Genomic DNA, 26,179 nt, shown 5'->3' on the forward strand with positions numbered 1-26,179 from the left:
CGGGGGTCGGCGGCCGTGGCCGGACGAGCTCTGGTCGACCCGGGCGACTACCGTCGAGCCGGTGCCCGCCCGACGTTCCACCCGCCATGCGGCGGCGTCACCCGCCGCGGCGCTCTTGCGGGCGTGGTCACCACCGACGCCCCGCCGGCGGCGGCCCCGCCTGCCCACCGCCCCGAGCATCGTCCCCGGTCTGCCCCTGCCGGCTCCGGCCGGTCGGCGTGGATCCCGCTCGGCGCCACCCCGTCCGGCACCGCGCGGGACCGGGCGCTGGGAGCATGGGCGCTTCGACAGTCCCTTCGGGAGCAGGACTTTCGATCTCTACATCCCGTCGGGGCTGCGGGGCCGCGGCCCCGTTCCACTGCTGGTCGCCCTGCACGGCTGCGCCCAGACCGCCCGGGACTTCACCGCGGCCACCCGCTGGGACGAACTCGCCGACCGCCGCGGGTTCCTGCTGGTGCTCCCCGAGCAGACGGTGACCCGGAACGCCCAACGGTGCTGGCGATGGTTCGAGAGCGACCACCAGCAGCGCGGCCAGGGCGAGCCGGCGATCATCGCCGGCATCGTCGGCCAGGTGGCCGGTCACCGTTCGCCGACGGTCGACCGGTCCCGCATCTACGCGGCGGGACTGTCCGCCGGGGCAGCGATGTCGGTCACCCTCGGCTCGCAGTACCCGGACGTCTTCGCGGCGGTCGCCGCGCATTCCGGCCCGGTCCCCGGATCGGCCAACGGGGCACGACAGGCCCTCGCCGGGATGCAGGCCCTGACCCCGCTGCCGGCACCCGACCCCGGATGGCCCCGCTGGGCCCCGCTGATGGTCGTCCAGGGATCGGCCGACCGGACCGTCAGCCCGCGCAACGCCGACCGGCTGGCGCAGCAATGGCTGGCGCACTCCGACAGCGCGGCCGCCCTGCGCCGGCGTGACGTCGACAAGCGCGTCGTGGGCAGCGGTTCCGCGCGGACACCCCGGCCCCACCACATCAGCCGGTGGTACGCCGGCCGGCAACGGGTGCTGGAGGTCTGGGAGATCGCCGGGCTCGGACACGCCTGGTCCGGCGGCGCGAACGGCGGGTCCTTCAGCGATCCCCGAGGCCCACGGGCGACCACCGCCATGTGGGACTTCCTGGCCACCCACCGCCTTCCGGGGTGAACCGGCGGCCCGGTCTCATTCCGGGTCGGCCAGCCCCCGGGGTTCGAAGCCGCCGCGCTCGGCCTTCTCCAGCAGACGCAGCGGCAGGAGCAACCACAGGCCGAGCAGCACCAGGGCGATGACCACCGCCGCGACCACGGCGGCGGCCCGTCCGAGCACGACATCGAAGATCAGCAGGACGATCCCGACCAGGGCGACGGCCAGCAGACCCAGACCCACCAGGGCCAGGCGGTGCGCGACCTGCACGGTGACCCGCCGGGCCCGCCGCCGGAACAACACCCGGTGCAGGGCCACCGGCGCGATGAGCAGGCCACCGGACAACACCGCGCACACCAGGGTGACCAGATAGACCGACTGCTGGAACGTCGACAGCTGCACGAACCGCGGCTGGAACGGCAGGGTCAGCAGGATGCCGGTCAGGAGTTGGATGCCGGTCTGCACCACCCGCAGTTCCTGCAGCAGCTCGGTCCAGTGGCGGTCCAGCCGTTGCAACGGCGTCTCATGACGTGTCCACGCACTCCACTGCTCGTCCGCGGTGTCGCCATCGGCCGACGCGCGGGCGAGCCGCGCGTCCGTGTCCCCGTCATCCCCGTCGGCACCGAGCGGACCGCCGGGAACTGCCGCTGCGCGCCCGGGATCACGGGGAGTGGTCATGGACCGGTTGTACCCGAATCGCCGACCATCCAGGCTCAGGCGTGGTGCAGGGTGGCCTCGTCGACCAGGGTCGGCGTGCGCTGCCGGGGCAGCGGGATCGGCTCCCGCGCCGCCGTGGCCAGCACCCGGGCCGTCGGGCGACCGAAGACGTCCGGTTGCCAGGGGCCCCGTCGGGACCAGCCGATGCGGTCGAGGGCTGCGTCGGCCGCCTCGTCCGTCAGGTCGGGAGCGGCGACATCCGAGACGCGGCGATCGTTCTCGTCGAGGATGAACACCGTCGCCCCCGCCGCTCCCGGGTCGTCCGGCTGGTGGACGGGCCAGTCCATGTGGAACGACGTGGCCGTCTCGCGCACCGCGCGGAACGACGTCCAGGTCACCGACGACGGGTCGACGCCCGTCGCCGTCACGTCATCATCCCCGTGAACCATGACAGCCTCCCAAGGCCGAACGCACTCTGCCTTGAATGCGCGTCGTCACCCACCAAGCCCCCGAGGTGAGTCACAACCAGCCTACTGACGGTAGTGAGCTTCCGCCAGGGTGACACGGGGTGGCCGGAGCCGCCTCAGTTCGCGGTGTCGTCCGGCTCGTGGGGGGCGTGCTGGTGCCGGTCGTGCGCGTGGGGGGCGCCGACGAAATGCAGCAGCTCGTGCACGTCGTCGCTGACCACCCACCAGCGGCGTTCCCGACCCGCCGGCTCGGTGCGCAGGATGCCGCGCATCCGCAGACCGGCCAGGGCGTGCGAGGTCGCGTTCGCACTCATCCCCACCGTCTCGGCTAACTCGGTGACATTGCTGCCGGGGCGGTAGTGCACCGCCACCAGCAGCCGCAGCCGGTTGCTGTCGGCCAGCGCGCCGAACAACTCGGCCCACTCCTCGGTCGACCGGTGCTGACCGGGCGTCGTCCGCCCCGGGTCCGCCCCGTCCGTCGCTCCGTCCACCGTGTCCCGCCCCGGCCCTAGAGGATCGCGGCCGGCCGGTACGCCGCCGCCTGCGGGTGTTCGGCGGCGATGGCATCGATGCGGGCCACCACCGCGCCCACCTGATCGACCGCCGTACCGGTGAACGACAGCGGATCACCGAGGGCCGCCAGCAGGGCCGGCCGGTCCAGGGGTAGCCGGCCGTCCGCGGCCAACCGATCGACGAGATCGTTGTCCGTCTGGCCCTGCTCGCGCATCGCCAGGGCCACGGCGACCGCGTGTTCCTTGATCGCCTCGTGCGCGGTCTCCCGGCCGACCCCGGCCCGGACCGCGGTCATCAGCACCTTCGTCGTGGCCAGGAACGGCAGGTACCGCTCCAGCTCGCGGTCGATGACCGCCGGGTAGGCCCCGAAGTCGTCGAGGATCGTCAGGAACGTCTCGTACAGGCCGTCGATCGCGTAGAACGCGTCCGGCAGCGCGACCCGGCGCACCACCGAGCAGAAGACGTCACCCTCGTTCCACTGCGCACCGGCCAGGTCCGCGGCCATCGTCGCGTAGCCGCGGAGGATGACCGCCAACCCGCAGACCCGTTCGCACGACCGGGCGTTCATCTTGTGCGGCATCGCCGAGGAACCGACCTGGCCCGGCTGGAAGCCCTCGGTCGCCAGTTCCGCTCCGGCCATCAGGCGGATCGTGGTCGACAGGGAGGCCGGGCCGGCGGCCAACTGCACCAGCGCGGACAGCACGTCGTGGTCGAGCGAGCGGGGATAGACCTGGCCGACGCTGGTCAGCACCCGACCGCTGGGCGAGAGCTCCCGGGTGACGCGCTGCTCCAGCTCGGCCACCGCCTCCGGCGAACCGAGCAGGTCGAGCATGTCCTGTGCCGTGCCGACCGGCCCCTTGATGCCGCGCAACGGATACCGCCGCAGCAACTCCTGCACCCGTTCGTACGCCAGCAGCACCTCGTCGGCGGCCGAGGCGAACCGCTTGCCCAGCGTGGTGGCCTGCGCCGGGACGTTGTGCGACCGACCGGCCATCACCAGCGAGGAGTACTCGGCGGCCCGCCGGGCCAGTGCGGCCAGCACCGCCACCGTGCGGTCCCGCAGCAGCTCGAGCGACTGCAGCACCTGGGCCTGCTCGACGTTCTCAGTGAGGTCGCGGCTGGTCATCCCCTTGTGCACGTGCTCGTGCCCGGCCAGCGCGTTGAACTCCTCGATCCGGGCCTTCACGTCGTGCTTGGTGACGCGTTCCCGGTCGGCGATCGAGTCGAGGTCGACGTGCTCGACGACGGCCTCGTAGTCGGCCAGCACCCCGTCCGGAACCGTGACGCCCAGGTCGGCCTGCGCGCGCAGCACGGCCAGCCACAGCCGGCGCTCCGCGACGATCTTGTTCTCCGGTGACCAGATGCGCACCATCTCGGCCGAGGCGTACCGGCCGGCGAGGACGTTGTCGACCCGCGGCTTGGCCGGCCGGGAGGACGGCGTGGCCGTCCCGTCATCGAGGGCCGGGGGGCTGGACGGGTGGGCCGGGCTGGTCGCGGAGCTGCTCACCGGACGATTGTCCCAGCCGGGACACCCGCACCGCACCGCCCGGCCCGACCCGCGCCGGCTGCCGGGCCGGACTAGCCGGCCGCCGAGGCGTCCGCCACCGCCTGCGCCCCCTGGAGCAGCTCCTCGACGGTGGCCGCCCCGAGGGTCGGATCGCCGGCGTCCACCCCGTCGGGTGCGATCATCGCCTCCCAGCCGGAGGCGTAGGCGTAGACGGTCAGCTGCCCGGACGCGGTGGAGCCGATGTACTGCCCCTGCCCCATCGGCACGCAGGCCGGCGACATCGTCTGGCAGGCGCCGTCGGCGGTCCGGGTGACGGTGACGGTCAGCGCGGGTTGATTCTGGGTGCTCGGGACGGACGCCCCGTAGACGCCGTCCGGACGGCACCCCGTGGTCAGGGGTTGCGGATCGCCGTACGACCCGCCGGGCAGGGCACCGCTCAGCGCCGTGGCCACCGGCGCCGGCAGCGGCGCCCAGGAACAGCTGCCGAGGCCGGCCGCACTCCCGGCCGCGCCCGACTCACCGTTCTCCGGGCCCGCGGACGCGGCGCCGGACTGCAGATTCTCCGGCACGAACGACGACAGCGGGGCGGCGGTGGTCGCCCCGAGGTCGCCGTTCGACAGGGCACCCCCTTCGCCGGGGGCGCCCAGGGTGGTGGTCGCGGACTCGCGGCCGGGCTGACCGGCCCCGCCGGCCGCGGAAGCGGCAGCCGCCGGAGAAGTCACGGAGGTCGCCGCCGCCGGGGCGGAAGCGGTGGTGGAACCGGAACCGCCCCGCGAGAGGGCGAACGGGATCGCCACGGCGGCCACCCCGACGCAGGCCGCGGCGGCCAGGATCGCCAGCCGGCGACGCCGCCGCACCTGGCGGGCCGCCAGCACGGAGGCCGGGACCGCGGCCGCGCTGCTCGACCACACCGGCGTCGGCACCGGAGCGGCCGGCGCGTCGGCGGCCGACGCCGCCGGGTCCTGCACGACCAGTGGCCGGGCGTACACGGGTGGGACGTAGCGGGGCCGGCCGGTCGCGGGGTCGATGTCGGTGACCCGCTCGATCTCGGCGTCGGAATCGGCGGCGGACGTGCGCTGCGCAGCCGCCAGCACCGAGGTGATGGTGACCGAGCTGGGCGGTGCCGACGGGTCGTCCGCAACCTCGGACAACAGGACCCGGACCGGGTGGTCGTCGGGCACGTCATCGGCCCGGGGCAGGTCGAACGCCGGATCGAAGGGCGATCGCAGCTCGTGGGCGGCCGGGTCGTCCGCCGGCCGGCCGGCGCCGTCGTGGTCGGTCATCCGAGCCCCGCCCCCTGGGTCAGCTCGGTCAACGCCGATCGGAGCGCCGCCAACCCGCGCGCCGTCTGGGACTTCACGTTCCCCTCCGAACAATCCATCGCCCGGGCCACGTCGGACACGCTCAACCCCTCGTAGAAGCGCAGCACCACCATCGCCCGCTGCCCCCGCGGTACCCGGCGCAGCGCCGTGCGCACCAGATCGCGGTCGGCGACCAGATCGGCCAGGTCGTCCACGTCGCCGGCGGTGCCGGCCGCGGGACCGTCCGGGACCTCGTCGGTGGACTGCTCCCGCCGCCACGGCCGCCGTGACTCGTCGATGGCCGCGCGCATCAGGCACGACCGGACGTAGGCGTCCAGCGCGGCGTAGTCGCGGATGCGTTCCCAGGCGCCGTACAACTTCACGAACGCGATCTGCGTGAGGTCGTCGGCCTTGTGCCAGTCCCCGCACACCAGGTACGCGGTCCGCCGAACCCGGTCGCGACGCGCAGTGACATACACGGCGAACTGCGCCTCCTCCTCCGGCCGCACGCGAACCTCCTGCCGTAGGGAACGGACGGACCGTACCCTGCTGCGGGTTGCACGAGACGACGAACCGCCTGCCGACCTGCACCTTCCGCCGACGGCCGTCCGTGCGACGCGCCCCCCGATTGCCTGTGGAGGTCCCCTCTGATGTCCCCCGAATCCGCGCGGATCGACAGCCCGACGACCCCGGCCGTGGACGGGACCCGGATCGCCTATCAGGTGCGCGGTGAGGGTCCGCCGCTGGTACTGCTGGCCGGTCAGGCCAACAACCACCACTGGTGGGACGGCATCCGGGAACGGTTCACCGGGCGGCGCACGATCACCCTGGACTGGCGCGGGGTCGGGGACAGCGACAAGCCGGACGGTCTGTACTCGACCCCCGTCCTCGCCGCGGACGTGGTCGCCGTTCTCGACGCGCTAGGAGTCGACCGGGCCGATGTCTACGGGACGTCGATGGGGGGCCGGGTTGCGCAGCACCTGGCCATCGACCACCCCGACCGGGTCGGTCGGCTGGTCCTCGGCTGCACCAGCCCCGGCGGGCCGAACGCCGTCCACCGGGACCCGGCGGTCACCCGGTCACTGGGCGGCCCCGGCCCCGAGGCGCTGCGGGCGCTGCTCGAGCTGATGTACACCCCGCGGTGGCTGGCCGAAAACCCCGGGCCCTACCAGGTGGTCGGGGACGAGAGGATGACGCCGGTGTCCCGGCGCGGGCATCTACGGGCCAGCAACCGGCACGACGCCTGGGCGGAGCTACCGAGAGTGCAGGCACCGACGCTGATCCTGCACGGCTCCGACGACCTGATGACCCCGGTGGCCAACGCCGAACTGCTGCACGGGCTGATCCGCGGCTCGGAACTGGCGGTGCTCCCCGGGTCGCGGCACGCGTTCTTCCACGAGTTCGCCGACGTGGTGACGCCGCGCGTGCAGGAGTTCCTGGGCTGACCGCAGGCTATTCGCCGGTGGAGTACCCGACCCGCTCGAAGTGCTCGACCTCGGCGTCGGTCAGCAGCCGGGAACGGATCATGAACCGCACCCCGTACGGCGCTTCGAGGGAGAAGCCGCTGCCCCGGCCCTTGACCACGTCGATGGTCAGGTGGGTGTGCTTCCAATAGGCGAACTGGGATTCCGACATCCACACCGGGATCGTGGGAATGGGCGGGGCGTCCGCGGCCCCGGGGTCGTTGACGTCGAGATCGCCGAGCCGGACGTCCACGGCGCCGGTGATGAAGTCGCCCTGCGGGTAGCACATCGGCGAGGACCCGTCGCAGCAGCCGCCCGACTGGTGGAACATCAGCGGCCCGTTGCGGTCGATCAGGGAGCGCAGCAGCTCGGCCGCGGCCGGGGTGACGTCCACCCGGTGCGGGTCGACGACATCAGGTGCCGGCGTCTCGAGGTCGGTCGACGGTGTCGCGTACTCGGTCATGGTCCGACTGTGCCCCTGTCCACCGGACTTCGCTGTCCGGCACCGTTCGCCACGAAAGTGGATCCGCCGCTCCCCCGGCCGTGGCGAACCGGAGGAGCGGCGGCGTTCTGCGTCTACTGCCGAGGGGTTTAGAAGAAGCCCAGAGCCTTCGGCGAGTAGCTGACCAGCAGGTTCTTCGTCTGCTGGTAGTGGTCGAGCATCATGCGATGGTTCTCGCGGCCGATCCCGGACTGCTTGTACCCGCCGAACGCGGCGTGCGCCGGGTAGGCGTGGTAGCAGTTCGTCCAGACGCGACCGGCCTGGATCTCGCGGCCGGCCCGGTAGGCCTGCGCGCCGTCACGGGTCCAGACACCGGCGCCCAGACCGTAGAGGGTGTCGTTGGCGATCTTCAGCGCGTCGGCCTCGTCGGCAAAGGACGTCACCGACACGACCGGCCCGAAGATCTCCTCCTGGAAGATCCGCATCGAGTTGTTGCCCTCGAAGATCGTCGGCTGCACGTAGTAGCCGCCCGAGAGGTCGCCGCCGACATCGGCCCGGCCACCACCGGTCAGCACCTTGGCGCCCTCCTGCTTGCCGATGTCGATGTACGACAGGATCTTCTCGAGCTGGTCGTTGGACGCCTGGGCGCCGACCTGGGTGGAGGTGTCCAGCGGGTTGCCCTGGATGATCGCCTCGGTCCGCTTCACGGCGTCGCCCAGGAACTCCTGGTAGATCGACTGCTGGATGAGCGCCCGGGACGGGCAGGTGCAGACCTCGCCCTGGTTGAGGGCGAACAGCGTGAAACCCTCCAGCGCCTTGTCGTAGAAGTCGTCGCGCTGGGCGGCCACGTCACCGAAGAAGATGTTGGGGCTCTTGCCGCCGAGCTCCAGGGTGACCGGGATCAAGTTCTGCGAGGCGTACTGCATGATCAGCCGGCCGGTGGTGGTCTCGCCGGTGAACGCGATCTTGGCGATCCGGCTGGACGACGCCAGCGGCTTGCCAGTCTCCACGCCGAAACCGTTCACGATGTTGACCACGCCCGGGGGCAGCAGGTCGGCGATCACCTCGAACACCTTGAGGATCGACCACGGGGTCTGCTCGGCCGGCTTGAGGACGACGCAGTTGCCGGCGGCCAGCGCCGGGGCCAGCTTCCAGACGGCCATCAGGATCGGGAAGTTCCACGGGATGATCTGACCGACCACGCCCAGCGGCTCGTGCAGGTGGTAGGCGACCGTGTCGGCGTCGATCTCCGAGATCGAGCCCTCCTGGGCGCGGATGGCGCCGGCGAAGTAGCGGAAGTGGTCGACGGCCAGCGGCAGGTCGGCGGCCAGCGTCTCGCGGACCGGCTTGCCGTTGTCCCATGTCTCGGCGATCGCGATGTGCTCGAGGTGTTCCTCGAGTCGGTCGGCGATCTTGTTGAGGATGACGGCCCGCTCGGCGACCGACGTGCGGCCCCACGCCCCCTTGGCGCCGTGGGCGGCGTCCAGCGCCAGCTCGACGTCCTCGGAGGACGACCGGGCGATCTCAGTGAACGCCTGGCCGGTGACCGGGCTGATGTTCTCGAAGTACTCGCCCTTGCTCGGCGCGACCCAGTCGCCACCGATGAAGTTGCCGTAGCGGCTCTCGACCTTGACCGGGCTGTCGGACGATCCCGGCTGTGCGTACGTCGTCATGGACGAACTCCTCACCACGTTGTGAATACCGGGTCGCAGCTGGCCCCGGCGGCAGTTGTCGGTGACCGTAGGCCGGGTCACGCTGCAACCCCGCTGCACGAGGCGCAGCGTGGGTGCAGCACCATGGGCATCACGTCCCGAACCGGCGCAGTTCGGGTACTGCCGGGTTCGGGTACGGACCCGGAGCGACCCACCCGGGCCGTCGACGACTGACGCCCGGGCGACCGACCGACCTCCCATCGCCTGAAGGGACCGTCACCCGTGACGTCATTCGAGCCCCGCCCGACGCGGACCACCGACGACCCGACCCCCGGGGACGTCGCCGACGCGACCGGCGCGAGCGCCGCGGAGGAGACCGAGCAGGCCCCGGAGCAGCTGCTGCCGGAAATCTCCTTCGACGAGAAGTTCTATCCGGCCCGCCCCCGCGCCCTCGGGCCGCGGGCGCGGCTGCGCACCCTGCCGGAGTCGCCGCCGCCGTTCGCGGCGGACGCCCGCAACCCGGCCTATGTCGACTGGCTCGAGAACATGTCGATGCTGGGCGACGCCCGCAGCCTCGGCCGGCAGCTGTCCGGCCAGGCCGGCATGTGGCTGAACCCGTACGCCTACCCCAACCCGCGGGCCGCCGTCGAACGGGCCTCGGTGTGGTTCACCGCCTACCCGATCTCGCTGATCACCGCGCCGGGGCAGTCGTTCCTGGCCGCGCTGGGCGAGGAGGAATTGTGGGGGGCGTTCGAGCAGATCGGCATCGACGCCGTGCACACCGGGCCGGTCAAGCGGGCCGGCGGCATCTCGGGCTGGGAGTACACCCCCAGCGTCGACGGGCACTTCGACCGCATCTCGATGGCCATCGACCCGTTGTTCGGCACGGAGAAGGAGTTCCGGCTGATGTGCGCCGTGGCCTCCGCGCACAACGGCACGATCATCGACGACATCGTCCCCGGCCACACCGGCAAGGGCGCCGATTTCCGGCTCGCCGAGATGAACTACAAGGACTACCCGGGGATCTACCACATGGTCGACATCCCCGAGGAGGACTGGCACCTGCTGCCCGACGTCCCCCCGGGGCAGGATTCGGTGAACATCGACGCCGCGACCGAGAAGGCGCTGCAGGACACCGGGTACATCATCGGCCAGCTCCAGCGGGTCATCTTCTATGAGCCCGGGGTCAAGGAGACCAACTGGAGCGTCACCCGCCCGGTGCACGACACCGAGGGCAAACTGCGCCGCTGGGTCTACCTGCACTACTTCAAGTCCGGGCAACCGTCGATCAACTGGCTCGACCCGACGTTCTCCGGCATGCGGCTGGTGATGGGCGACGCCCTGCACTCACTGGTCGACCTGGGTTCCGGTGGCCTGCGGCTGGACGCGAACGGCTTCCTGGGCGTGGAGAAGAGCGCCGAGGAGACCCCGGCCTGGTCGGAGGGTCACCCGCTGTCCGCGGCGGCCAACCAGCTCATCGGCAGCATGGTCCGCAAGGTCGGCGGGTTCACGTTCCAGGAACTGAACCTGACCATCGACGACATCAAGGAGACGTCGGCGGCCGGGCCCGACCTGTCGTACGACTTCATCACCCGGCCCGCCTACCAGCACGCACTGGTCACCGCGGACACCGAGTTCCTGCGCCTGACCCTGCGGGAGGCGATGCGGGTCGGCATCGACCAGGCGTCGTTGGTGCACGCCATGCAGAACCACGACGAGATGACTTATGAGCTGGTGCATTTCGCGACCCGCCACAAGGACGACGTCTATTCCCTCGGCGGCGTCGAGTACGTCGGGTCGGACCTGGCCGAGCACATCCGGCAGACGCTGCGCGACAAGCTGACCGCGCCGGCGTTCGACTACAACCTGATCTTCACGCAGAACGGCATCGCGTGCACCACGGCGACGATCATCTGCGCGACCCTGGGGATCGCCGATCCGGTGGCGGTCGACGAGGAGCAGATCCGGCGCATCCGCCAGGTGCACCTGCTGCTGGCGATGTACAACGCCTGGCAGCCCGGCGTCTTCGCCCTGTCCGGGTGGGACCTGTGCGGCATGGTCACCCTCGACCGGTCGCAGGTGGAGAACCTCGTCTCCGGGGGTGACACCCGGTGGATCGAGCGGGGCGCGCACGACCTGATGGGCGTCAACCCGACCGCCCAGGGGTCGGCCTCGGGCATCCCGAAGGCCCGCAGCCTCTACGGGACGCTGCCCGACCAGCTGGCCGACGAGACGTCGTTCGCCCGCCAGCTGGCCCGCATCCTGGACGTGCGCAAGCGACACCAGATCGCCACGTCGCTGCTGCTGGACGTCCCCGAGGTCTCGGCACCCGGGCTGCTGGTGCTGGTCTGCGCGGCGGTCAACGGGCCGCTGGCCGTCACGGTGCTGAACTTCTCCCCCGAGCCGACGACGGCCGTGGTGCAGTCCAGCTACCTGCCGGTGGGCGGGGCCGTCCTGGACGCGGTCGACGACCTCACCCTCGGGGTGATCGGCGCGGCGGACCCGGGGGCTGAGGCCGTCGGGGCCGGCTTCGCCGCGCCGGCCGGAACGGGTGACGACACGGCGATCGGGCGCTTCGAGGTGGAAATGCCGGGCTACACCGGCCGGGTCCTCATCGTGCACCCGGCCGCGGAGACCACGGCCGAGACGACCGAGGGCTCGGCGTTCGTCACGTCCACCTGATCCCGGTCCGGGAACCGGGGATGTGCATGGCCCGACCCGGGAACCCTGATCCACGACGAGCGCGGCACTCGCGCTCGTCGTGGATGCCCCCGCGGGCATCCCCCCGTCCATCGGTGGGAGACCCCATGACACGCCCAGACAGCACGCCGGCCGACGGCCGCGCCCCGGATGCCGCGACGGTCACCCGGGGCTCGGAAGCCCCGCGCGATCCGGTGACGGGACGCGACGACAACCCGACCGGCGATGCCCAGGCGGCCGAGAACGAACGCACCGACCCCGTCGCCTGAGTGCCGGGTCGGCGTTCGAATGTTTCAGCATCGACCGGGGTAGTGGATCACCCATCGACGCGGTCGGTGTGAGATAGTGAGTGGCGAGGTCAGATTTTTCGTCGTTCACCCTGTGCTTGACGGTTTTCACCACTGCGTGACTTCCGGATGTTGCTCGTGATGACGTCGATTCAGACGGTCTCAGCACGTGCCGACAACATCCTCGGCGCTACACCCTCCGGAAGGAAATGCAACATGGCTCAGGGCACTGTGAAGTGGTTCAACGCGGAAAAGGGCTTCGGCTTCATCACCCCGGCTGACGGCGGACCGGACGTCTTCGTCCACTACTCCGAGATCCAGGCGACCGGCTACCGCTCCCTCGAGGAGAACCAGCAGGTCAGCTACACCGTCACCGCCGGCACCAAGGGCCCGCAGGCCACCGGCGTCACCCCCGTCTGATCGGGAGCGTGATCGCTCGGCACTGCCGAACGTGAACTCAGGGGCCGTCCGACTCGTCGGGCGGCCCCTGACTCGTTTCTGCACGCCGTCACCCGTCCGAATGACGGCGGGCCCGACATCCCCGCCGGGCGCCGGTGACGGTGTCACGCTCCGGCGATGCAGGTCCACCTCGTCTGGCACGTCCGGCACCACGCCACCGGCGGGCAGGTGGTCCACGCCCGCGACGGTGAGCTGAGCTGGGAAGAGACCGACGGCGACGACGTCAAGCTGCTCGGCGTGTTCAGTACCCGGGACCGGGCGGACGAACGGATCGCGCTGGCCCGGACCCAGCCGGGCTTCCGGGACGAACCCGACTGTTTCCTGGTCGACGCCTACACCGTGGACCTGCCCGCCTGGGACGAGGGCTTCGGCCAGTGGATCCCGCAGCGGGCGAGTCAGCCGTAGAGCCGATCGAGCCGCCGGGCCTCCCCCTCGGCCAGCGGTCGCAGCGGGGAGTCGGGCGGCAGGATCCGCGCCTGACGCCGCCACATCTCGACGTCGTCGGCCCCCCAGCGGGCCCGCGTCCAGGCCACCATCAGGTCGGCGTCCCCACTGGCCAGCACCGCGGACCGGAGCTGCTGCTGCAACTGGTCGCGGCGGTCGACGACGGCGGGCGCCTCCGAACGCGGCAGCAGAGGACCCCGGTAGGCCCGCAGGGCCGACCGGACGTCGCCGACGGTGAGCCGCGCCGTGACCTCCAACCAGTCGGCCTCGACGGGCACCTGCAGGCGGTAGGGCCGGGACTGCAGCACGTCGGGCCCGAGCAGGGACCGCAGCCGGGTCATCTCGGCGCGCACCGTCGACAGGCTGACGTCCTCCGCGTAGGCCTCGACGGCGAGCTGTTCACCGGTGACGCCGTCCGGTCGCTCGGCGAGCACGATGAGGATCTCGCTGTGCCGGGAGCTGAGCCGCAGCGACCGGCTGCCGGTGTCGACCTGGCAGTCGGGGCGCCCCAGGGCGTCGACCCGCAGGCCGACGACGTTCAACGGCGCCCACAGGCCGGCGCTCGTCGTCCGGCCCCGGCCGACCGCGGCCAGCCGGCCGAGTTCGGCCTCGGCCATCCGGGCCGCGGCCCGCACCATGGCCAGCGTCTGCGGGGTGCCGACCGCGTGACCACCGGTGACGTCCACGACGCCGAGCAGCGTCTGCGTCTCCGGGTCGTGGATGGGCGCGGCGGCGCACGACCAGTTCTGCACCCGACGGGCGTAATGCTCGCCCGCGCGGATCTGCACGGCGGCGTCCAGGCGCAACGCGGTGCCGGGCGCGTTCGTGCCGGCCTCCCGCTCGGCCCAGACCGCGCCCTCCATGAAGTGGATCTGTTCGGCCTTGCGCAGCACGCTCGGGCGGCCGCAGACCCAGAGCAACTTGCCCTCGGCGTCGCCGAGGGCCATCACCGCGTCGCAGTCCTCCGCCGCCGCCCCGAGCACGTCGTAGAGCAACGGGAAGACGCGGGACAACGGGTGGTCGCTGCGACGATCGGGGATCTCGTCGATGTCGTCGGCGACGGGGGCCACGCCGTCCTCGGCGTCGACGCCGGCCGCGGCGGAGCGCATCCAGGAGTCGACCACCAGCGCCCGGCCGGGGGCGTGCTCGACCGGGCGGGACGGTGACCGGACCCCGGCGCCGGACGGACGCCGAGCTGGCGGTCCGTCCGCCCGGGACGGCGGCCGACGTTCGGGTGGGGCCGACACTGGCGCCTCCGAGGGCTGGGGATGTACCCCATTGTGCGGTATGCCACGCCGGGTTGACCCGCCCATCCGACGCCGACCCTCCCGCGGGAGAGTCGGCGCCGGCCGGGTCAGGTCAGCGTGACCGCCCAGAGCGGGGCCGAGGTGGGCTGCGGCGACCCTCCCGTCGGCTCGGCGGTGATGCCGATGGCCGTGTCACCGGCGCGGGTCGTCGCGGTCCACTCCTGCGACTGGCCGGTCGCGGCCGTGTCGAGCAGGGTCACCGAGCGGGCCTGGTCGCCGGCCAGCACCCACAACTGGTAGGTGCGACCGGACGGCAACGCGGGCAACCCGCTGACGTCGACGACCGCGGCACCACACGAGGGCGCGAACCGCACGACCCCGTCGGCGGCGGCCCCCGGGTTCAGGACCCGGGTGTCGGGCGCCGCCGACACGCAGTCGGCCAGCGCCACCTGGGTGTCCGGAGTGGGGGTGACGGAGCGGACGACCCCGAAGGTGCCGACCGCCAGGACGGCCGCGGCCGCCGCCGCGGTCAGCCAGGCGGCGGGCCGCTGGTACCAGGCCCGGGCCGCCTTCGCCCGGGCCGGCCCGGCCGGCGCCCGGTGCCGCGCCTGGTCGGCGACGACCGGCGGGAGCTGCGGGGTGCGCCGGGCCGCGGCCAGCACGGAGGTGCGCAGCGACGCCGGCGGTGCCTGGGCGAAGGTCGAGCCCAGCAGCGCGACGGTCTCCCGGAAGCCCTGGAGTTCCAGCGCGCAGGACGAGCACCCGTCGAGGTGGTCGAGGAAGCGTTCGGCCTCCTCGTCGGACAGCGCGTGCAGGGCCATGGCCCCGGTGTCCAGGTGCGGATCGGTCCCATCGGTCCCGGTCCGGCCGGGATCAGCGAAGTGGGTCATGACGCCACCCCCAGGCAGTCGCGCAGCCGGATGAGGCCGTCGCGGAGTCGTGTCTTGACGGTGGGCAGCGGCGTGGAGAGCAATTCGGCCACCTCCCGGTAGGTGTATCCGCTGTAGTAGGCCAACGTGATGGATTCACGTTGGCGGTCGGTGAGCGTGCCCAGGCATCGCTGGACGGCCCGCCGTTCGAAGCGCTGCTCGACCTCCTCGACGACGGTGTCGACGTCGCGCTCGGTGGTGGCGGCGGCGACCCGTACCTCGCGATCGGTGGCCGCCTGCGCCGACCGGACCCGGTCGACGGCCCGGGCGTGGGCCAGGGTGAGGACCCAGCCGGTGGCCGAGCCCCGACTCTCGTCGAACCGACTGGCCCGTCGCCAGACCTCCAGGAACACCTCCTGGGCCACCTCCTCGGCCTGGCCGGGGTCGCGGACGACCCGCCGGACCAGCCCGAACACGCGGGACGCGAACAGGTCGTAGAACCGTTCGAAGGCGTCCTCGTCGCCGCGGGCGACCCGTTGCAGCAGGACCTCGGCCTCACCGCCCTGGGACCGGCCGTCGCGCTGCCGGACGCCGGAGTCGGCGGGACCGGGGTCGGGCACCGCGGCGAGCGCGGGCCTGTCCGGTTCGTGAGCGGGTGATGGCATCCGCTGTTCCTCCTTGATCACCGGCCCGGGGGCTGTCCGGTCGTTCCCACGCCGGGGTCCTCATCCCAGCAGCTGTCTCTCATTCGTCGCCGACCGCGACCCGGATGGGCGGTGTCGGTGTGGTCGTGGCGAACCGTGGGCATCGAGCGGATGTCGTCGACCTCCGAATGACGGGCGTCCGTGGAGCTCCCACCCCGCGCACCCCTCGAGACGGTGACAGCGATCGGGACCGCCGCCGGCGACTCCGGGTCACGACCACCCGTTCGATCCCATCCGGACACCCGCCCGCATCGAAGGACCCACATGAACACCGACAGCCTCACGACCCCCGGTGCCCCCGCCCGCGAACCGTCCACCTGGCGGCCCGGTGTGGGCGTCGCCGCGCTCGGCGGCCTGGTGTCCATCGGGCTCGGGCTGGCGTTGGCCGAGCTGCTGGCCGTGCTCGGCGGCCGACTGTCGCTGACCGGCGCGGCGGCCTCGCCGCTGACCTCGCTCGGCCAGTCGTTCATCGGCCTCACGCCGGAGTGGCTCAAGCAGTTCGCCATCTCGACGTTCGGGCAGAACGACAAGGTCGCGCTGACCGTCGGCATGGGGGTGACGGTCGCGATCGCCGCCGCCGTCATCGGCATCGTCGCGCGGTGGCGGCTGACCGTCGCCGTCGTCGTGGCGGCCGCCCTGCTGGTGGTGGCCGGCATCGCGATCCTGACGCGCACCGGTTCCGGACCGGTCGATCTGCTGCCGCTGGTCATCGGCGGGGTGGCCGGCGTCGCGCTGCTCATCACCCTGTTCCGCCGGGCCGGCGACCCTGAGGCTGCGCTGACCGGTGAGGTGCACAGCGGGTCCGGTGGCCGCGCCGACCGCCGCCGCTTTCTGCAGTGGGCGGGCATCGGCGCAGCGGGTGCCGCCGTGGCCGGTGTGGCCGCCAGGTTCCTGCCCAACTCGGCCCAGTCCGCGGCGAGCCGCGGGTCCATCACGCTCCCGACGCCCACGGACGTCCAGCAGATCGCGTCGGACGTGGCGCTCGACGTCCCGGGACTCACCCCGTTCGTCACCGACAACGCCAACTTCTATCGCGTGGACACCGCGTTCGTCGTCCCGCAACTGACCACGCAGGGATGGCAGCTGCGTATCCACGGCCTGGTCGATCGCGAGATCACCCTCGACTTCGACGCGTTGACCGGGCGTCCCGCCCTGCAGCGGATGATCACCTTGACCTGTGTCTCGAACCCGGTCGGCGGCGACCTGGCCGGTAACGCCACCTGGCAGGGTGTGCGCCTGGCCGACCTGCTGGCCGAAGCCGGCCCCCAGGACGGCGCCGACTGCGTGCTGTCGACGAGTGTCGACGGCTTCACCGTCACCACTCCCCTGGCCGCCCTGACCGACGGCCGGGACGCCCTGCTCGCCTACGCCATGAACGGCGAACCACTGCCGGTGGAGCACGGGTTCCCCGTGCGGATGGTCGTTCCCGGTCTGTACGGCTACGTCTCGGCGACGAAGTGGGTGGTCGATCTCGAGGTCACGAAGTTCGCGGACGTCAGCGCCTACTGGACCGACCGGGGCTGGGCGGCGCAGGCGCCGATCAAGACGGCGTCCCGCATCGACGTGCCCGCCTCGTTCGCCAACCTGCCCGTCGGCACGGTGACCGTGGCGGGAGTGGCCTGGGCCCAGCACCGCGGCGTCGCCAAGGTGCAGGTCCGGGTGGACAAGGGCGAGTGGCAGGACGCGACGCTGTCCGGTGACGTGAGTGTCGACACCTGGCGGCAGTGGGAGTGGCAGTGGCCGGCCGACCGCGGCCAGCACACCATCGAGTGCCGCGCCATCGATGGCAACGGCGACGCCCAGGCCGAGCAGGTCGTCGGCACAGTACCCGACGGAGCGACCGGACTGGATTCGCGCGTCGTCACGGTGACCGTCTGACCCGCTCGACGGCCGCTGGACGTACCCCGTCGTTCGTTCGGACCCACCTGACCAATTCGTTACGAAATTTCCTGCCTACGCACCAATCCGCCTGGGTACGTGCACCGAAGAGCAATCAAGACAGCAGCTTTCAGGCAGGTACCTCGAACGAGGACTCCAGATCGCTTTTGTCGCAATGCTTTTCCTTTCCCGTCCCCCTGGTCGCACCACCCGGTGACGATCGCCGAACAAGGAGAGAATCCATGGCCTTCAAGCGCACCGCAGGACTCATCGCCGCCGCCGGCACCTGCCTCGTCCTCGCCGCCTGTGGTGGCGGAGCCGGCTCCGCCGTCTCCAGCGCCACCTCCGCGGCCGGGAGCGTCGCGAACGGCGCGACCTCCGCCGCCGGCAGCATGACGTCGGCCGCCGGCAGTGCCATGTCGAGCATGACGTCTTCCTCGCCGTCGTCCTCGTCGGCGATGGCTTCCGGCTCCATGAGCTCCGGCGCGATGGCCGAGGGTGCGAGCCTGGTCGGCCCGGGTTGCGCCGACTACGCCGCCGCGGTTCCGTCCGGCGCCGGCTCCGTCGAGGGCATGGCCGCCGATCCGGTCGCCACCGCCGCCTCCAACAACCCGCTGCTGAAGACCCTGACCGCGGCCGTCTCCGGACAGCTCAACCCGCAGGTCAACCTGGTCAACACCCTCAACGGCGGCGAGTTCACCGTCTTCGCCCCGGTCGACGAGGCCTTCGCCAAGGTGCCCGCCGCCACGCTCGAGACGCTGAAGACCGACTCCGCCACGCTGACCAGCATCCTGACCTACCACGTGGTGTCCGGGCAGCTGTCCCCGGACCAGGTCGTCGGTGAGCACACCACCGTCGAGGGCAAGACGCTGACCGTGACCGGCTCCGGCGACTCGCTGAAGGTCAACGACGCGAACGTCATCTGCGGTGGCGTCAAGACCGCCAACGCGACCGTCTACCTGATCGACGGTGTGCTGACCCCGCCGGCCAGCTGATCTCACCGGCGTGCCGTCAGGCACGCCAAGGGGAGCACCGCTTCCCACCACCGAGCCCGAAGGCCCGACCGGAGACGTCCGGTCGGGCCTTCGGCCTGTCCGGGAACGGGCAGCTTTCAGCTCACCCGGCGCCGGGTGATGGGCCCGTCCGCGAGCCGGTCGGTGAGCTGGTTCAGGACCGTTCGGCGGCGCAACACCGGACTGCCGGTCGCGTCGGCCGCCCGCACGCCTGCCACCGTCTCGTCCAGTGCATCCAGCGAGCCGTAGCCCGGCTCCCACCCGAGAAGCTCACGGGCGCGGGTGGTGTCGAGCAGCGGGACGGCGTAGGCCAGGTCGATCCAGCCGGCGTCGATCCGGGAGACCCGGGCCGCGAAGGCGAGGCGCGCGGCGCGGCCGATGGCCCACGGCGGGAGGTCCACCGACCACGCCCGCAGGCGATCGGCGATGTCCACCCCGGTGATCGGCGGGTCGCTGGCGAGATTGAACGGCCCGGCGGCCCGGCGGTCGACCGCCGCCAGCAGCGCGGCGGCCACGTCGTCGGCGTGCACCACGGGGACGTTCAGCGACCGCCCGACGGGCAGCACGGGGAGCAGCGCCGGCGCCCATGACGGCAGCAACGCGGGGGCGCCGTAGCGCAGCAGACTGCTGCCGGCCGCCCGCTGCAGCACCAGACCGGGGCGCAGCCGGGTGATCACCGGATCCCGACCGGTCTGTTCGAGTTCCGCGCGGTCCAGCAGCCGTTCCGCCGCCGCCTTCTGCCGGCTGTAGACCGACGTGGCGATGCCGTCCGTGGGCCACGACTCGTCCACCCGCTCCTTGCCGGCCGGCCCGGTCGGTCCGGCCCGGTAGGCGCCGACGGACGACACATGGACCAGATGCGGCACCGCCGCCTCCCGGGCCGCGGCCAGTACTGCCGTCAGGCCCCCGACCCCGACCGCCGCCAACCGTTCGGGATCCCGGGCGGGTTGGAAGCCCCACACCAGATTGACGACCGCGTCCGCACCGCGGAAGACGCCGGCCAGCCGCCCGGCCGTGTTCTCGGCGGTGACATCGACGGCCACCCACTGGGACGTGTCGTACGGAGGTTCCGCCGCCGGGATCCGCCGGGCCACCGCCACGACGTCGACATCGGTCCGGTCGCGGCGGATGCGGTCGAGCAGGGCGGTGCCGAGGTTACCGCTGGCTCCCATGATGACGATGCGCATGGCCGGACAGTTCCCCACTCCGGCCGTCCGGACCGGACTGGCTCAGCCGCCGGTCGTCCCCCGTCGGGCCCGGGCGCGACGCTTCCCCTCGTGCATCGCGGCGACCCGGGCCACCGGGATGGTGTGCCCCTCGGCGACGATCTCGGCCGGGACGAGCTGCGGCGGCGGCCGCTCATCCCGCCAGGGATCGGCCGCGGCCAGGCGCTTCGGCACGACGTCGACGGTCAGGTCCGACACCCGGCCGACCGCGTCGAGCTCGAGCCAGGACAGCGGGCAGGAGACGGGTACTCCGGGGCGGACCCGTGGGCTGTAGGCGGCGATCACGGTGGCGCCGCGGGACCGTGTGGCGTCGACGAAGATCCGGCCGCCCCGGTCGGCGACGATGTACTCGGTGGTGGACAGCCCGGGAGCCAGCGCAGCGGCCCGCACGGCCAGGGCCCGGGTAGCGGCCGCGGCGTCGTCGCTGCTCAGGGCGTCCGTCCCGGCCGTCTGGAGCGGGACGACGAGGTGGAGCCCCTTGGACCCGCTGGTCTTCACCGCCGCGTCCAGTCCGACGTCGGCCAGCGCCTGCCGCGCGGCGCGGGCGACGACCACGACGTCGGCGAACTCCGCCCCGGCCGGCGGATCGAGGTCCAGCACCAGGGCATCCGGAGGCGCGGCCTGCGGGTCGTGCCCCCGGTGGAGCGGCACGTGGAACTCGACGGACCGCTGGTTGCCCAGCCACAGCAGCGTCCGCCGGTCGTCGACGACCGGATACCGCACCTGCCGGTGGGAGGCCTCCGACCAGACGGTGATGGTGGGGATCCAGTCCGGGGCGTACTCGGGCAGGTTCTTCTGCATGAACGCGGGCTGCCCCGGGCGGACCCGGACGACCGACAACGGCCGACCGGTGAGCTCACCGATCAGCCGGTCGGCCATCACGTCCAGGTAGTCGATCAGCTCTCGCTTGGTGACCCCGGTATCACCGGACAGCGGTTGGTCGAGCGAAGAGAGCTCGACCCCGCCGCGGGTCTCGTCGGGCGCGCGCCGGGCGCTCACCGTCCGGACTCAGCGGCGGTTCAGCGCCGGTAACCGCCGACCTGGCCGCGCTTCTTGTTGTTGGCGATCGCGGTGACGGCCCAGATGCCCAACGCGATCAGGGCGATCCAGAACAGGCCGGCGAAGACCTTGCCGATCAGCCACAGCACCAGGCTGACCGCGAAGAAGATGACGACCGCCGCGCCGACGATCTTGAGTGCCTTGTCCATGATCTGAGTCCTCTCGTGGTGAGTTCGGCCGGGGTCGGTCGCATTCCTCGTCGGCGGCGGCACGTGCCCCCACCGTCGATGTCCACTGTGCTCCCCCGGGCACGGTCGGCGCCTCCGGCAAAACCCCTGATTCCCCACCCTGATGATGCAGGTGGATCAGCCAACGGAACCGAACCGACGACCGGCACTCTTCCCGTTCCCCGTCGGCCGCCGTTTCAACGGCCGAGGAAGGTGCGCAGGGCCGCGAGGGCCCCATCCACGGTGGCGGTCGCCCCGGCGAAGGAGAACCGGACGAAGCGGTGACCGTCGACGGGGTCGAAGTCGATACCGGGCGCCGCCGCCACCCCGGCCTCGGCCAGCAGGCGGTCGGTGAAGGCCAGGCTGTCGGGGGTCGTTTCGTCGAGCAGGTGGCCGATGTCGGCGTAGACGTAGAAGGCGCCGTCGGCCGGGGCAGTGCGGTCGATCCCGAGATCGGCCAACCCGCGGAGCAGGCGACGGCGGTTCTCGGCGTAGCGGACGACGTGGCCGTCGCATTCGGCCGTGCCGTCGAACGCGGCCAGCGCCGCGTACTGGGCCGGGGCCGGCGGGCAGATGGCGAGGTTGCCGCCGAGGTCGTCGATGGATTCCCGCAGGTCGTCGGGGGCCAGCAGCCAGCCGATCCGCCACCCCGTCATCGAGAAGTACTTCGAGAACGAGTTGACGACGACGCCGGACCGGTCGGTGCTCCAGGCGCACGAGGTCCGCCCGCCATAGGTGATGCCGTGGTAGATCTCGTCGGAGATCAGCCGGACGCCCGTCCGGGCGCAGTGGCTGGCCAGAGCGGCCAGCTCATGCTCGTCGAGCATGGTGCCGGTGGGGTTGGCCGGGCTGGCGACGACCAGCCCGTCCAGGCCGGATTCGGCGACCATGTCCACCGTCGGCTGGAACCGGGTCTGCGGACCGCAGGGCAGATCGACGACCTCGCAGCCGAGGCTGTGCAGCAGGTTGCGGTACGCCGGGTAACCCGGGCGGGGAACCCCGATCCGGCTGCCGACGTCGAACGCCGTGAGGAAGGCCAGCAGGAACGCCCCGGACGAGCCGGTGGTGACGACCACGGAGTCCGGGTCGACCGACAGGTCGTAGCGCCGCCGGTAGTGGCCGGCGATCGCCCGGCGGAGCGGAGCGATCCCCGTCGTCTCGGTGTAGCCGAGGATCTCCTCGTCCAGCATCCGGTGCGCCGCGGCCAGGACCGGGGCCGGGGCGGGTGTGGACGGCTGACCGGCAGCCAGGTTGTGGACCGGGAGACCGGCGTCCAGCCGGCGCTGCGCGGCGGCCCACACCTTCATGACGTAGAACGGCGGCGCCGCGGCCCGTCGCGCGGGACCGAACGGGCGCGCCGGCGGGCCGCCGATCGTCATGACGTCACGCCGTCCCGGGGACGCTCACCCGGCCGTCGACCGCGGCCGCCGCGATGTCGGTGCGGAACTGCGCGCCCCGCAGACTGATCTGCGCGACCTTGCCGTAGGCGTTCTCCCGGGCCTGGGCCAACGTGTTCCCGGTGGCCGTCACCGACAGCACCCGACCGCCGTTGGACACCACCGAGCCGTCCTCGCGACGGACGGTGCCGGCGTGCAGCACACCGTCGAGGTCCGCGCCGGTGATGACATCGCCGGTGGTCGGGCTACCCGGGTAGTTCTCGGCCGCGACGACGACGGTGACCGCCGACCACGGCCCCCAGGAGAGCGGACCGACCGAGCCCAGCTTGCCGTGGGCGGCGGCGTCGAGCAGCCGGCCGAGCCGGGAGTCGAGCAGTTCCAGGACCACCTGCGCCTCGGGATCACCGAACCGGCAGTTGAACTCGATGATCTTCGGCCCGTCCTTGGTCAGTACCAGGCCGGCGTACAGCAGACCGGCGAACGGCGTTCCGCGCGAGGCCATCTCGGCCAGCACCGGGTCCAGGACAGTGCGCTGCACCGTCTCCACCAGACCGGGCGGAGCCCAGGGCAGCGGCGCGTAGGCCCCCATCCCGCCCGTGTTGGGGCCGGCGTCACCATCGCCCAGACGCTTGAAATCCTGAGCGGGCAGCAGCGGGACGGCGATCTCGCCGTCGCAGATGGCGAAGAGCGACACCTCGGGTCCGGCGAGGTATTCCTCGACCAGGACCGGGTGCCCACCGGCGAGCACGGCCCGCGCATGGTCCTCGGCGGCGGCCCGATCGGTGGTGACCAGGACGCCCTTGCCGGCGGCCAACCCGTCGTCCTTGACGACGTACGGCGACCCGCAGGCGTCCAGAGCGCCGGCGATGCCGTCCTCGGCGGTCACGGCCACACTCGCCGCGGTCGGGACACCGGCGGCCGCCATGACGTCCTTCGCGAACGCCTTGGAGCCCTCGATGCGCGCGGCGGCGCGGGTCGGCCCGAACGCCGGGATGCCCCGACGGACCAGTTCGTCGACCGCGCCGTTGACCAGAGGCAGTTCGGGACCGACCACCACCAGATCGGCCTTGATCTGTTCAGCCAGGTCGGCGACGGCGATCGGATCGGCCACGTCCACCGGGTAGGTGGTGGCCAGGGCCGCGGTACCGCCGTTGCCGGGCGCCACGGACAGCGCGGACACCCCCGGGTCACGGCCGAGCGCTCGCAGCAGCGCGTGTTCGCGGGCCCCGGAGCCGATCACCAGAATGTGCACGGACCTGAGGTTATCGGCAGCGGCGGGTCCGTCGGAAACGTCGCGGACCACGGCGCCGGCGGTCCTGACCGGCACCCGGACGCCCGGGAGGTTCCGGACATCCCGCTCGCACGGCGATCTGACCCGTCACGGATGCGGTGATCATGTGATGCTGCCCGTATGTCCCGCGCCGCCCCTGCCCCCATGACCGTTGCGACGGCGTTGCAATTCCTGCGGCGGGAACGCGATCTGATGGTCGAGACCATCGGCGACACCGACCCCCGGGACCGGGTGGTGACCGCGCCGGAGTGGCGACTGGTCGACCTGGTCGCGCACGTCTCCGGCGTGCACCGCTGGGCGACGGCCGTGGTGCGCGACGGTCGCACCGAGAACCTGTCCGACGACGAGCTGGCTCCCCTCTTTGCCGGTCCGGGTCGGCGGGGCAGCGCGGCCCTGCAGGACTGGTTCGCCACCGGGGTCGACCGGTTGGCCACCGCGCTCGAACAGGCCCCCGACGACCTACCGGCCTTCACCTTCCTGGCCGATCCCCTTACGCCGCGACTGTTCTGGGCCCGCCGACAACTCCACGAGACCACCATCCACCGGGTCGACGCCCTCACCGCCCGCCTCGGCCGGCTGGCCTCGACCCACGAGGCCGACATCGACACCGCCGTGGCCGCCGACGGTATCGATGAACTGGTGACCGGTTTCGTACCGCGCCGGCGGAGCCGGCTGCGCAGCGACGAGACGTTCCGGTTCGTCATCGCCCCGACGGACCTCGACCTGGCCTGGACCGTCACCGTCTCTGAGGAACCGCCCGTCGTCGTCCGCGAAGCCGCGCCCGACGCCACCGCCGTCATCTCCGGCACCGCCGCCGGGGTCTACCTCGGCCTCTGGAACCGTGGCGACGACATCGCCGAGACCGGCAGTGAGGACGCCCTGGGCCTTTGGCGGGAGACGGTGCGGATCAGCTGGGTGTGAAGGTGCTGCGTGCGTTCGCCAGCTACCTGCCGAGCTCACCCAGGCCTTCACTGGTCGGCTAGCTAGCCAGCTTTCTTGATAACCAGAAATACGGATTACCGTATTGCTGGTAATTGAATACTTGACCCGCGGTAAATCGCTGCTACAGTTCGGCCTGCCGACGGCGAAACGCGCTGCATGACGGGGAGGGTTTGACCCGATGAGGGCCTGGGCTCGCAATTTATTGAAATGGCCAGCAGTCGCCAGCCTGCTGGTCAACCATGTATTCAATCAACTGGGCGGCACCCTGGCAGCAGTCGCTGCGCTGGCGTGGCTCGCGGTTCGAGAGCCGCGCCACTGGGCAGACATTGCGGCGGGCACGCCGGCATCCACATTCCCCCGGTGGGTTTTCGACTACGGCGCCCGGCTACTGTGGGCCGCAGCAGCCATCACCGTCGGCCTGCGGGTCAACGAAACCAGCGACCTTTTGTGGGCCGTCCCGGTGGTCATCTGCGCCGCGTACATCATCTTGAACGACCCCACCCACGGGTTCTGGACCCGCGCCGCGACCATCTCGGTCGGCCTAGCCATTGTGGCGACCACAACCGTAGCATTCGACGCCATTCGAGCACTTATCGACCGTCTCGAATCAATTGACGCCACCTGGTCCGGATTGAGCGTGGCGATCATGACAGCAGGCATGACACTCGTCGGCGGATATTTGATTCTGTTCCGCGCCTCACCCCGAGTCGTGCTCACACTGATTGGTACACCTTTCGCCATTGCCGGCGCGGTGTCCACCACCCTCGCCGCACTGGAAGCAAACGGATCCACCCCATCCTCGACGATATGGGGCACGAATGATCATCACTTCGCGGGGATATTCACCATCGCGGGTGGCGCAGGGATGGTGTTCCTTGCCTTGGCCGTTGTCGCTCACCGGCGGTCTGTACAGAACCATGCCAGTTTTTGCGTCGCCGCACTCTTGGCCGGGGGCGTCACGACCTGGGTAGCGGGCCTCCAACAGTTCGCCGTGGCGACCACTGCTGCGTCGCTCGCTCTGGGACTCGCACTATCGGTGACCCTGACGAGCCGGCGGGCGCGACTGGTCTTCACCTCGGTACTGCTCGGCGCCTCACTCCTGGTTGCGTTAATCCCTCTGTGCGTCAGTGCATCGCAGGACACGCCATTGCTCGCCTCGTCCCCCGTCGTCGGCGGCGTCGCGGTCCTCACGGTCGTCACGACAGTTGGATGGAAGGTCCATTCGATGACCGACGCGGACATCGCCGCGATGCCATGAGCCCCCCGGTTGTCGACCTGGGCAGCAGGTGGGCAACCAGCACTACGTTTTCGCCGTCTCGTCAAGGCTGATGCATCTGGGAGAACACATGTACGAACTAGACACACGTTCGT

General features: G+C 71.7%; 26 protein-coding genes. 10 read left to right on the forward strand and 16 right to left on the reverse strand.

Features of this window, described 5'->3' with window-relative positions:
• The first annotated feature begins 61 nt into the window (after positions 1-61).
• Positions 62-1,147, forward strand: a complete 1,086-nt coding sequence (locus tag FDO65_RS16730) for an extracellular catalytic domain type 1 short-chain-length polyhydroxyalkanoate depolymerase (RefSeq protein ID WP_137450867.1) — start codon at positions 62-64, stop codon at positions 1,145-1,147.
• A 15-nt stretch (positions 1,148-1,162) separates the two neighbouring features.
• Here the strand turns inward: FDO65_RS16730 and FDO65_RS16735 are convergent, their stop codons facing one another.
• From FDO65_RS16735 to FDO65_RS16760, 6 genes are all read right to left on the reverse strand, one after another.
• Positions 1,163-1,801 carry a DUF6328 family protein gene (locus FDO65_RS16735; protein ID WP_240757676.1) on the reverse strand — a complete coding sequence of 213 codons (639 nt, stop codon included), beginning with the start codon at positions 1,799-1,801 and terminating at the stop codon, positions 1,163-1,165.
• A gap of 35 nt (positions 1,802-1,836) precedes the next feature.
• Positions 1,837-2,208 (reverse strand): hypothetical protein, encoded by a 372-nt coding sequence (locus tag FDO65_RS16740; protein ID WP_137450868.1) that lies wholly within the window; start codon positions 2,206-2,208, stop codon positions 1,837-1,839.
• A gap of 155 nt (positions 2,209-2,363) precedes the next feature.
• Positions 2,364-2,738, reverse strand: coding sequence for an ArsR/SmtB family transcription factor (locus FDO65_RS16745; protein WP_137450869.1), 375 nt, complete (start codon positions 2,736-2,738; stop codon positions 2,364-2,366).
• Between the two features lie 17 nt (positions 2,739-2,755).
• Entirely contained in the window at positions 2,756-4,267 is a 1,512-nt protein-coding gene (purB, locus tag FDO65_RS16750) for an adenylosuccinate lyase (protein ID WP_137450870.1), read from the reverse strand.
• A 71-nt stretch (positions 4,268-4,338) separates the two neighbouring features.
• Positions 4,339-5,550 (reverse strand): hypothetical protein, encoded by a 1,212-nt coding sequence (locus FDO65_RS22255; RefSeq protein ID WP_166442252.1) that lies wholly within the window; start codon positions 5,548-5,550, stop codon positions 4,339-4,341.
• Entirely contained in the window at positions 5,547-6,077 is a 531-nt protein-coding gene (locus FDO65_RS16760; RefSeq protein WP_137450871.1) for a SigE family RNA polymerase sigma factor, read from the reverse strand. The genes FDO65_RS22255 and FDO65_RS16760 overlap by 4 nt, the downstream gene beginning before the upstream one ends.
• Positions 6,078-6,218: 141 nt before the next feature.
• Here FDO65_RS16760 and FDO65_RS16765 point away from each other — a divergent pair, with 141 nt between their 5' ends.
• Positions 6,219-7,013: an alpha/beta fold hydrolase gene (locus FDO65_RS16765; protein ID WP_137450872.1), complete on the forward strand. Its 795-nt coding sequence runs from the start codon at positions 6,219-6,221 to the stop codon at positions 7,011-7,013.
• 7 nt (positions 7,014-7,020) lie between these two features.
• Here FDO65_RS16765 and FDO65_RS16770 read toward each other — a convergent pair whose 3' ends face one another.
• Together FDO65_RS16770 and adh are read right to left on the reverse strand one after the other, a co-directional pair.
• Entirely contained in the window at positions 7,021-7,494 is a 474-nt protein-coding gene (locus FDO65_RS16770) for a DUF779 domain-containing protein (protein ID WP_137450873.1), read from the reverse strand.
• 128 nt (positions 7,495-7,622) lie between these two features.
• The gene (gene adh / locus FDO65_RS16775; RefSeq protein ID WP_137450874.1) at positions 7,623-9,146 is read right to left on the reverse strand and encodes an aldehyde dehydrogenase; all 1,524 of its coding nucleotides are present in this window, start codon (positions 9,144-9,146) and stop codon (positions 7,623-7,625) included.
• 261 nt (positions 9,147-9,407) lie between these two features.
• On the opposite strand from adh, the gene treS reads away from it, so the two are divergent.
• The 4 genes from treS to FDO65_RS16790 all read left to right on the forward strand — a co-directional run bounded on the left by treS (position 9,408) and on the right by FDO65_RS16790 (position 12,976).
• On the forward strand, positions 9,408-11,807 hold the full coding sequence (treS, locus tag FDO65_RS16780; RefSeq protein ID WP_240757677.1) for a maltose alpha-D-glucosyltransferase: 2,400 nt from the start codon (positions 9,408-9,410) through the stop codon (positions 11,805-11,807).
• Positions 11,808-11,932: 125 nt separating this feature from the next.
• On the forward strand, positions 11,933-12,094 hold the full coding sequence (locus tag FDO65_RS22260; protein WP_166442253.1) for a hypothetical protein: 162 nt from the start codon (positions 11,933-11,935) through the stop codon (positions 12,092-12,094).
• 234 nt (positions 12,095-12,328) lie between these two features.
• Positions 12,329-12,532 (forward strand): cold-shock protein, encoded by a 204-nt coding sequence (locus tag FDO65_RS16785; protein WP_137450875.1) that lies wholly within the window; start codon positions 12,329-12,331, stop codon positions 12,530-12,532.
• A gap of 156 nt (positions 12,533-12,688) precedes the next feature.
• The gene (locus tag FDO65_RS16790; protein ID WP_137450876.1) at positions 12,689-12,976 is read left to right on the forward strand and encodes a DUF7336 domain-containing protein; all 288 of its coding nucleotides are present in this window, start codon (positions 12,689-12,691) and stop codon (positions 12,974-12,976) included.
• Here FDO65_RS16790 and FDO65_RS16795 read toward each other — a convergent pair.
• The 3 genes from FDO65_RS16795 to sigK all read right to left on the reverse strand — a co-directional run bounded on the left by FDO65_RS16795 (position 12,967) and on the right by sigK (position 15,796).
• Positions 12,967-14,262, reverse strand: coding sequence for a GAF domain-containing protein (locus tag FDO65_RS16795; protein WP_205850115.1), 1,296 nt, complete (start codon positions 14,260-14,262; stop codon positions 12,967-12,969). The two genes, FDO65_RS16790 and FDO65_RS16795, sit on opposite strands and share 10 nt — an antisense overlap.
• Before the next feature lie 107 nt (positions 14,263-14,369).
• Complete coding sequence (locus FDO65_RS16800) at positions 14,370-15,152, reverse strand: anti-sigma factor (RefSeq protein ID WP_137450877.1); 783 nt, start codon at positions 15,150-15,152, stop codon at positions 14,370-14,372.
• Positions 15,149-15,796 carry an ECF RNA polymerase sigma factor SigK gene (sigK, locus tag FDO65_RS16805; RefSeq protein WP_137450878.1) on the reverse strand — a complete coding sequence of 216 codons (648 nt, stop codon included), beginning with the start codon at positions 15,794-15,796 and terminating at the stop codon, positions 15,149-15,151. The genes FDO65_RS16800 and sigK overlap by 4 nt, the downstream gene beginning before the upstream one ends.
• Before the next feature lie 303 nt (positions 15,797-16,099).
• Between sigK and FDO65_RS16810 the strand changes: the two genes are divergently transcribed.
• Complete coding sequence (locus FDO65_RS16810; RefSeq protein ID WP_137450879.1) at positions 16,100-17,713, forward strand: molybdopterin-dependent oxidoreductase; 1,614 nt, start codon at positions 16,100-16,102, stop codon at positions 17,711-17,713.
• Positions 17,714-17,955: 242 nt separating this feature from the next.
• Positions 17,956-18,708, forward strand: a complete 753-nt coding sequence (locus FDO65_RS16815; protein ID WP_137450880.1) for a fasciclin domain-containing protein — start codon at positions 17,956-17,958, stop codon at positions 18,706-18,708.
• A gap of 116 nt (positions 18,709-18,824) precedes the next feature.
• Here FDO65_RS16815 and FDO65_RS16820 read toward each other — a convergent pair whose 3' ends face one another.
• From FDO65_RS16820 to purD, 5 genes are all read right to left on the reverse strand, one after another.
• The gene (locus FDO65_RS16820) at positions 18,825-19,913 is read right to left on the reverse strand and encodes an NAD-dependent epimerase/dehydratase family protein (RefSeq protein WP_137450881.1); all 1,089 of its coding nucleotides are present in this window, start codon (positions 19,911-19,913) and stop codon (positions 18,825-18,827) included.
• A 42-nt stretch (positions 19,914-19,955) separates the two neighbouring features.
• Positions 19,956-20,951 (reverse strand): DNA polymerase domain-containing protein, encoded by a 996-nt coding sequence (locus FDO65_RS16825; RefSeq protein ID WP_137450882.1) that lies wholly within the window; start codon positions 20,949-20,951, stop codon positions 19,956-19,958.
• 20 nt (positions 20,952-20,971) lie between these two features.
• Entirely contained in the window at positions 20,972-21,160 is a 189-nt protein-coding gene (locus FDO65_RS16830; protein WP_137450883.1) for a hypothetical protein, read from the reverse strand.
• Positions 21,161-21,375: 215 nt separating this feature from the next.
• A complete protein-coding gene (locus FDO65_RS16835) occupies positions 21,376-22,557 on the reverse strand; it encodes an aminotransferase class I/II-fold pyridoxal phosphate-dependent enzyme (protein ID WP_137450884.1) in 1,182 nt (393 codons plus the stop codon).
• 4 nt (positions 22,558-22,561) lie between these two features.
• The gene (gene purD / locus FDO65_RS16840) at positions 22,562-23,827 is read right to left on the reverse strand and encodes a phosphoribosylamine--glycine ligase (protein WP_137450885.1); all 1,266 of its coding nucleotides are present in this window, start codon (positions 23,825-23,827) and stop codon (positions 22,562-22,564) included.
• A 183-nt stretch (positions 23,828-24,010) separates the two neighbouring features.
• Here purD and FDO65_RS16845 point away from each other — a divergent pair, with 183 nt between their 5' ends.
• Together FDO65_RS16845 and FDO65_RS16850 are read left to right on the forward strand one after the other, a co-directional pair.
• Positions 24,011-24,787: a maleylpyruvate isomerase family mycothiol-dependent enzyme gene (locus tag FDO65_RS16845; protein ID WP_166442254.1), complete on the forward strand. Its 777-nt coding sequence runs from the start codon at positions 24,011-24,013 to the stop codon at positions 24,785-24,787.
• Between the two features lie 199 nt (positions 24,788-24,986).
• Complete coding sequence (locus FDO65_RS16850; protein ID WP_137450887.1) at positions 24,987-26,066, forward strand: hypothetical protein; 1,080 nt, start codon at positions 24,987-24,989, stop codon at positions 26,064-26,066.
• Positions 26,067-26,179 lie beyond the last annotated feature (113 nt).

Source organism: Nakamurella flava (genome assembly GCF_005298075.1).
Taxonomy (GTDB): Bacteria; Actinomycetota; Actinomycetes; order Mycobacteriales; family Nakamurellaceae; genus Nakamurella; species Nakamurella flava.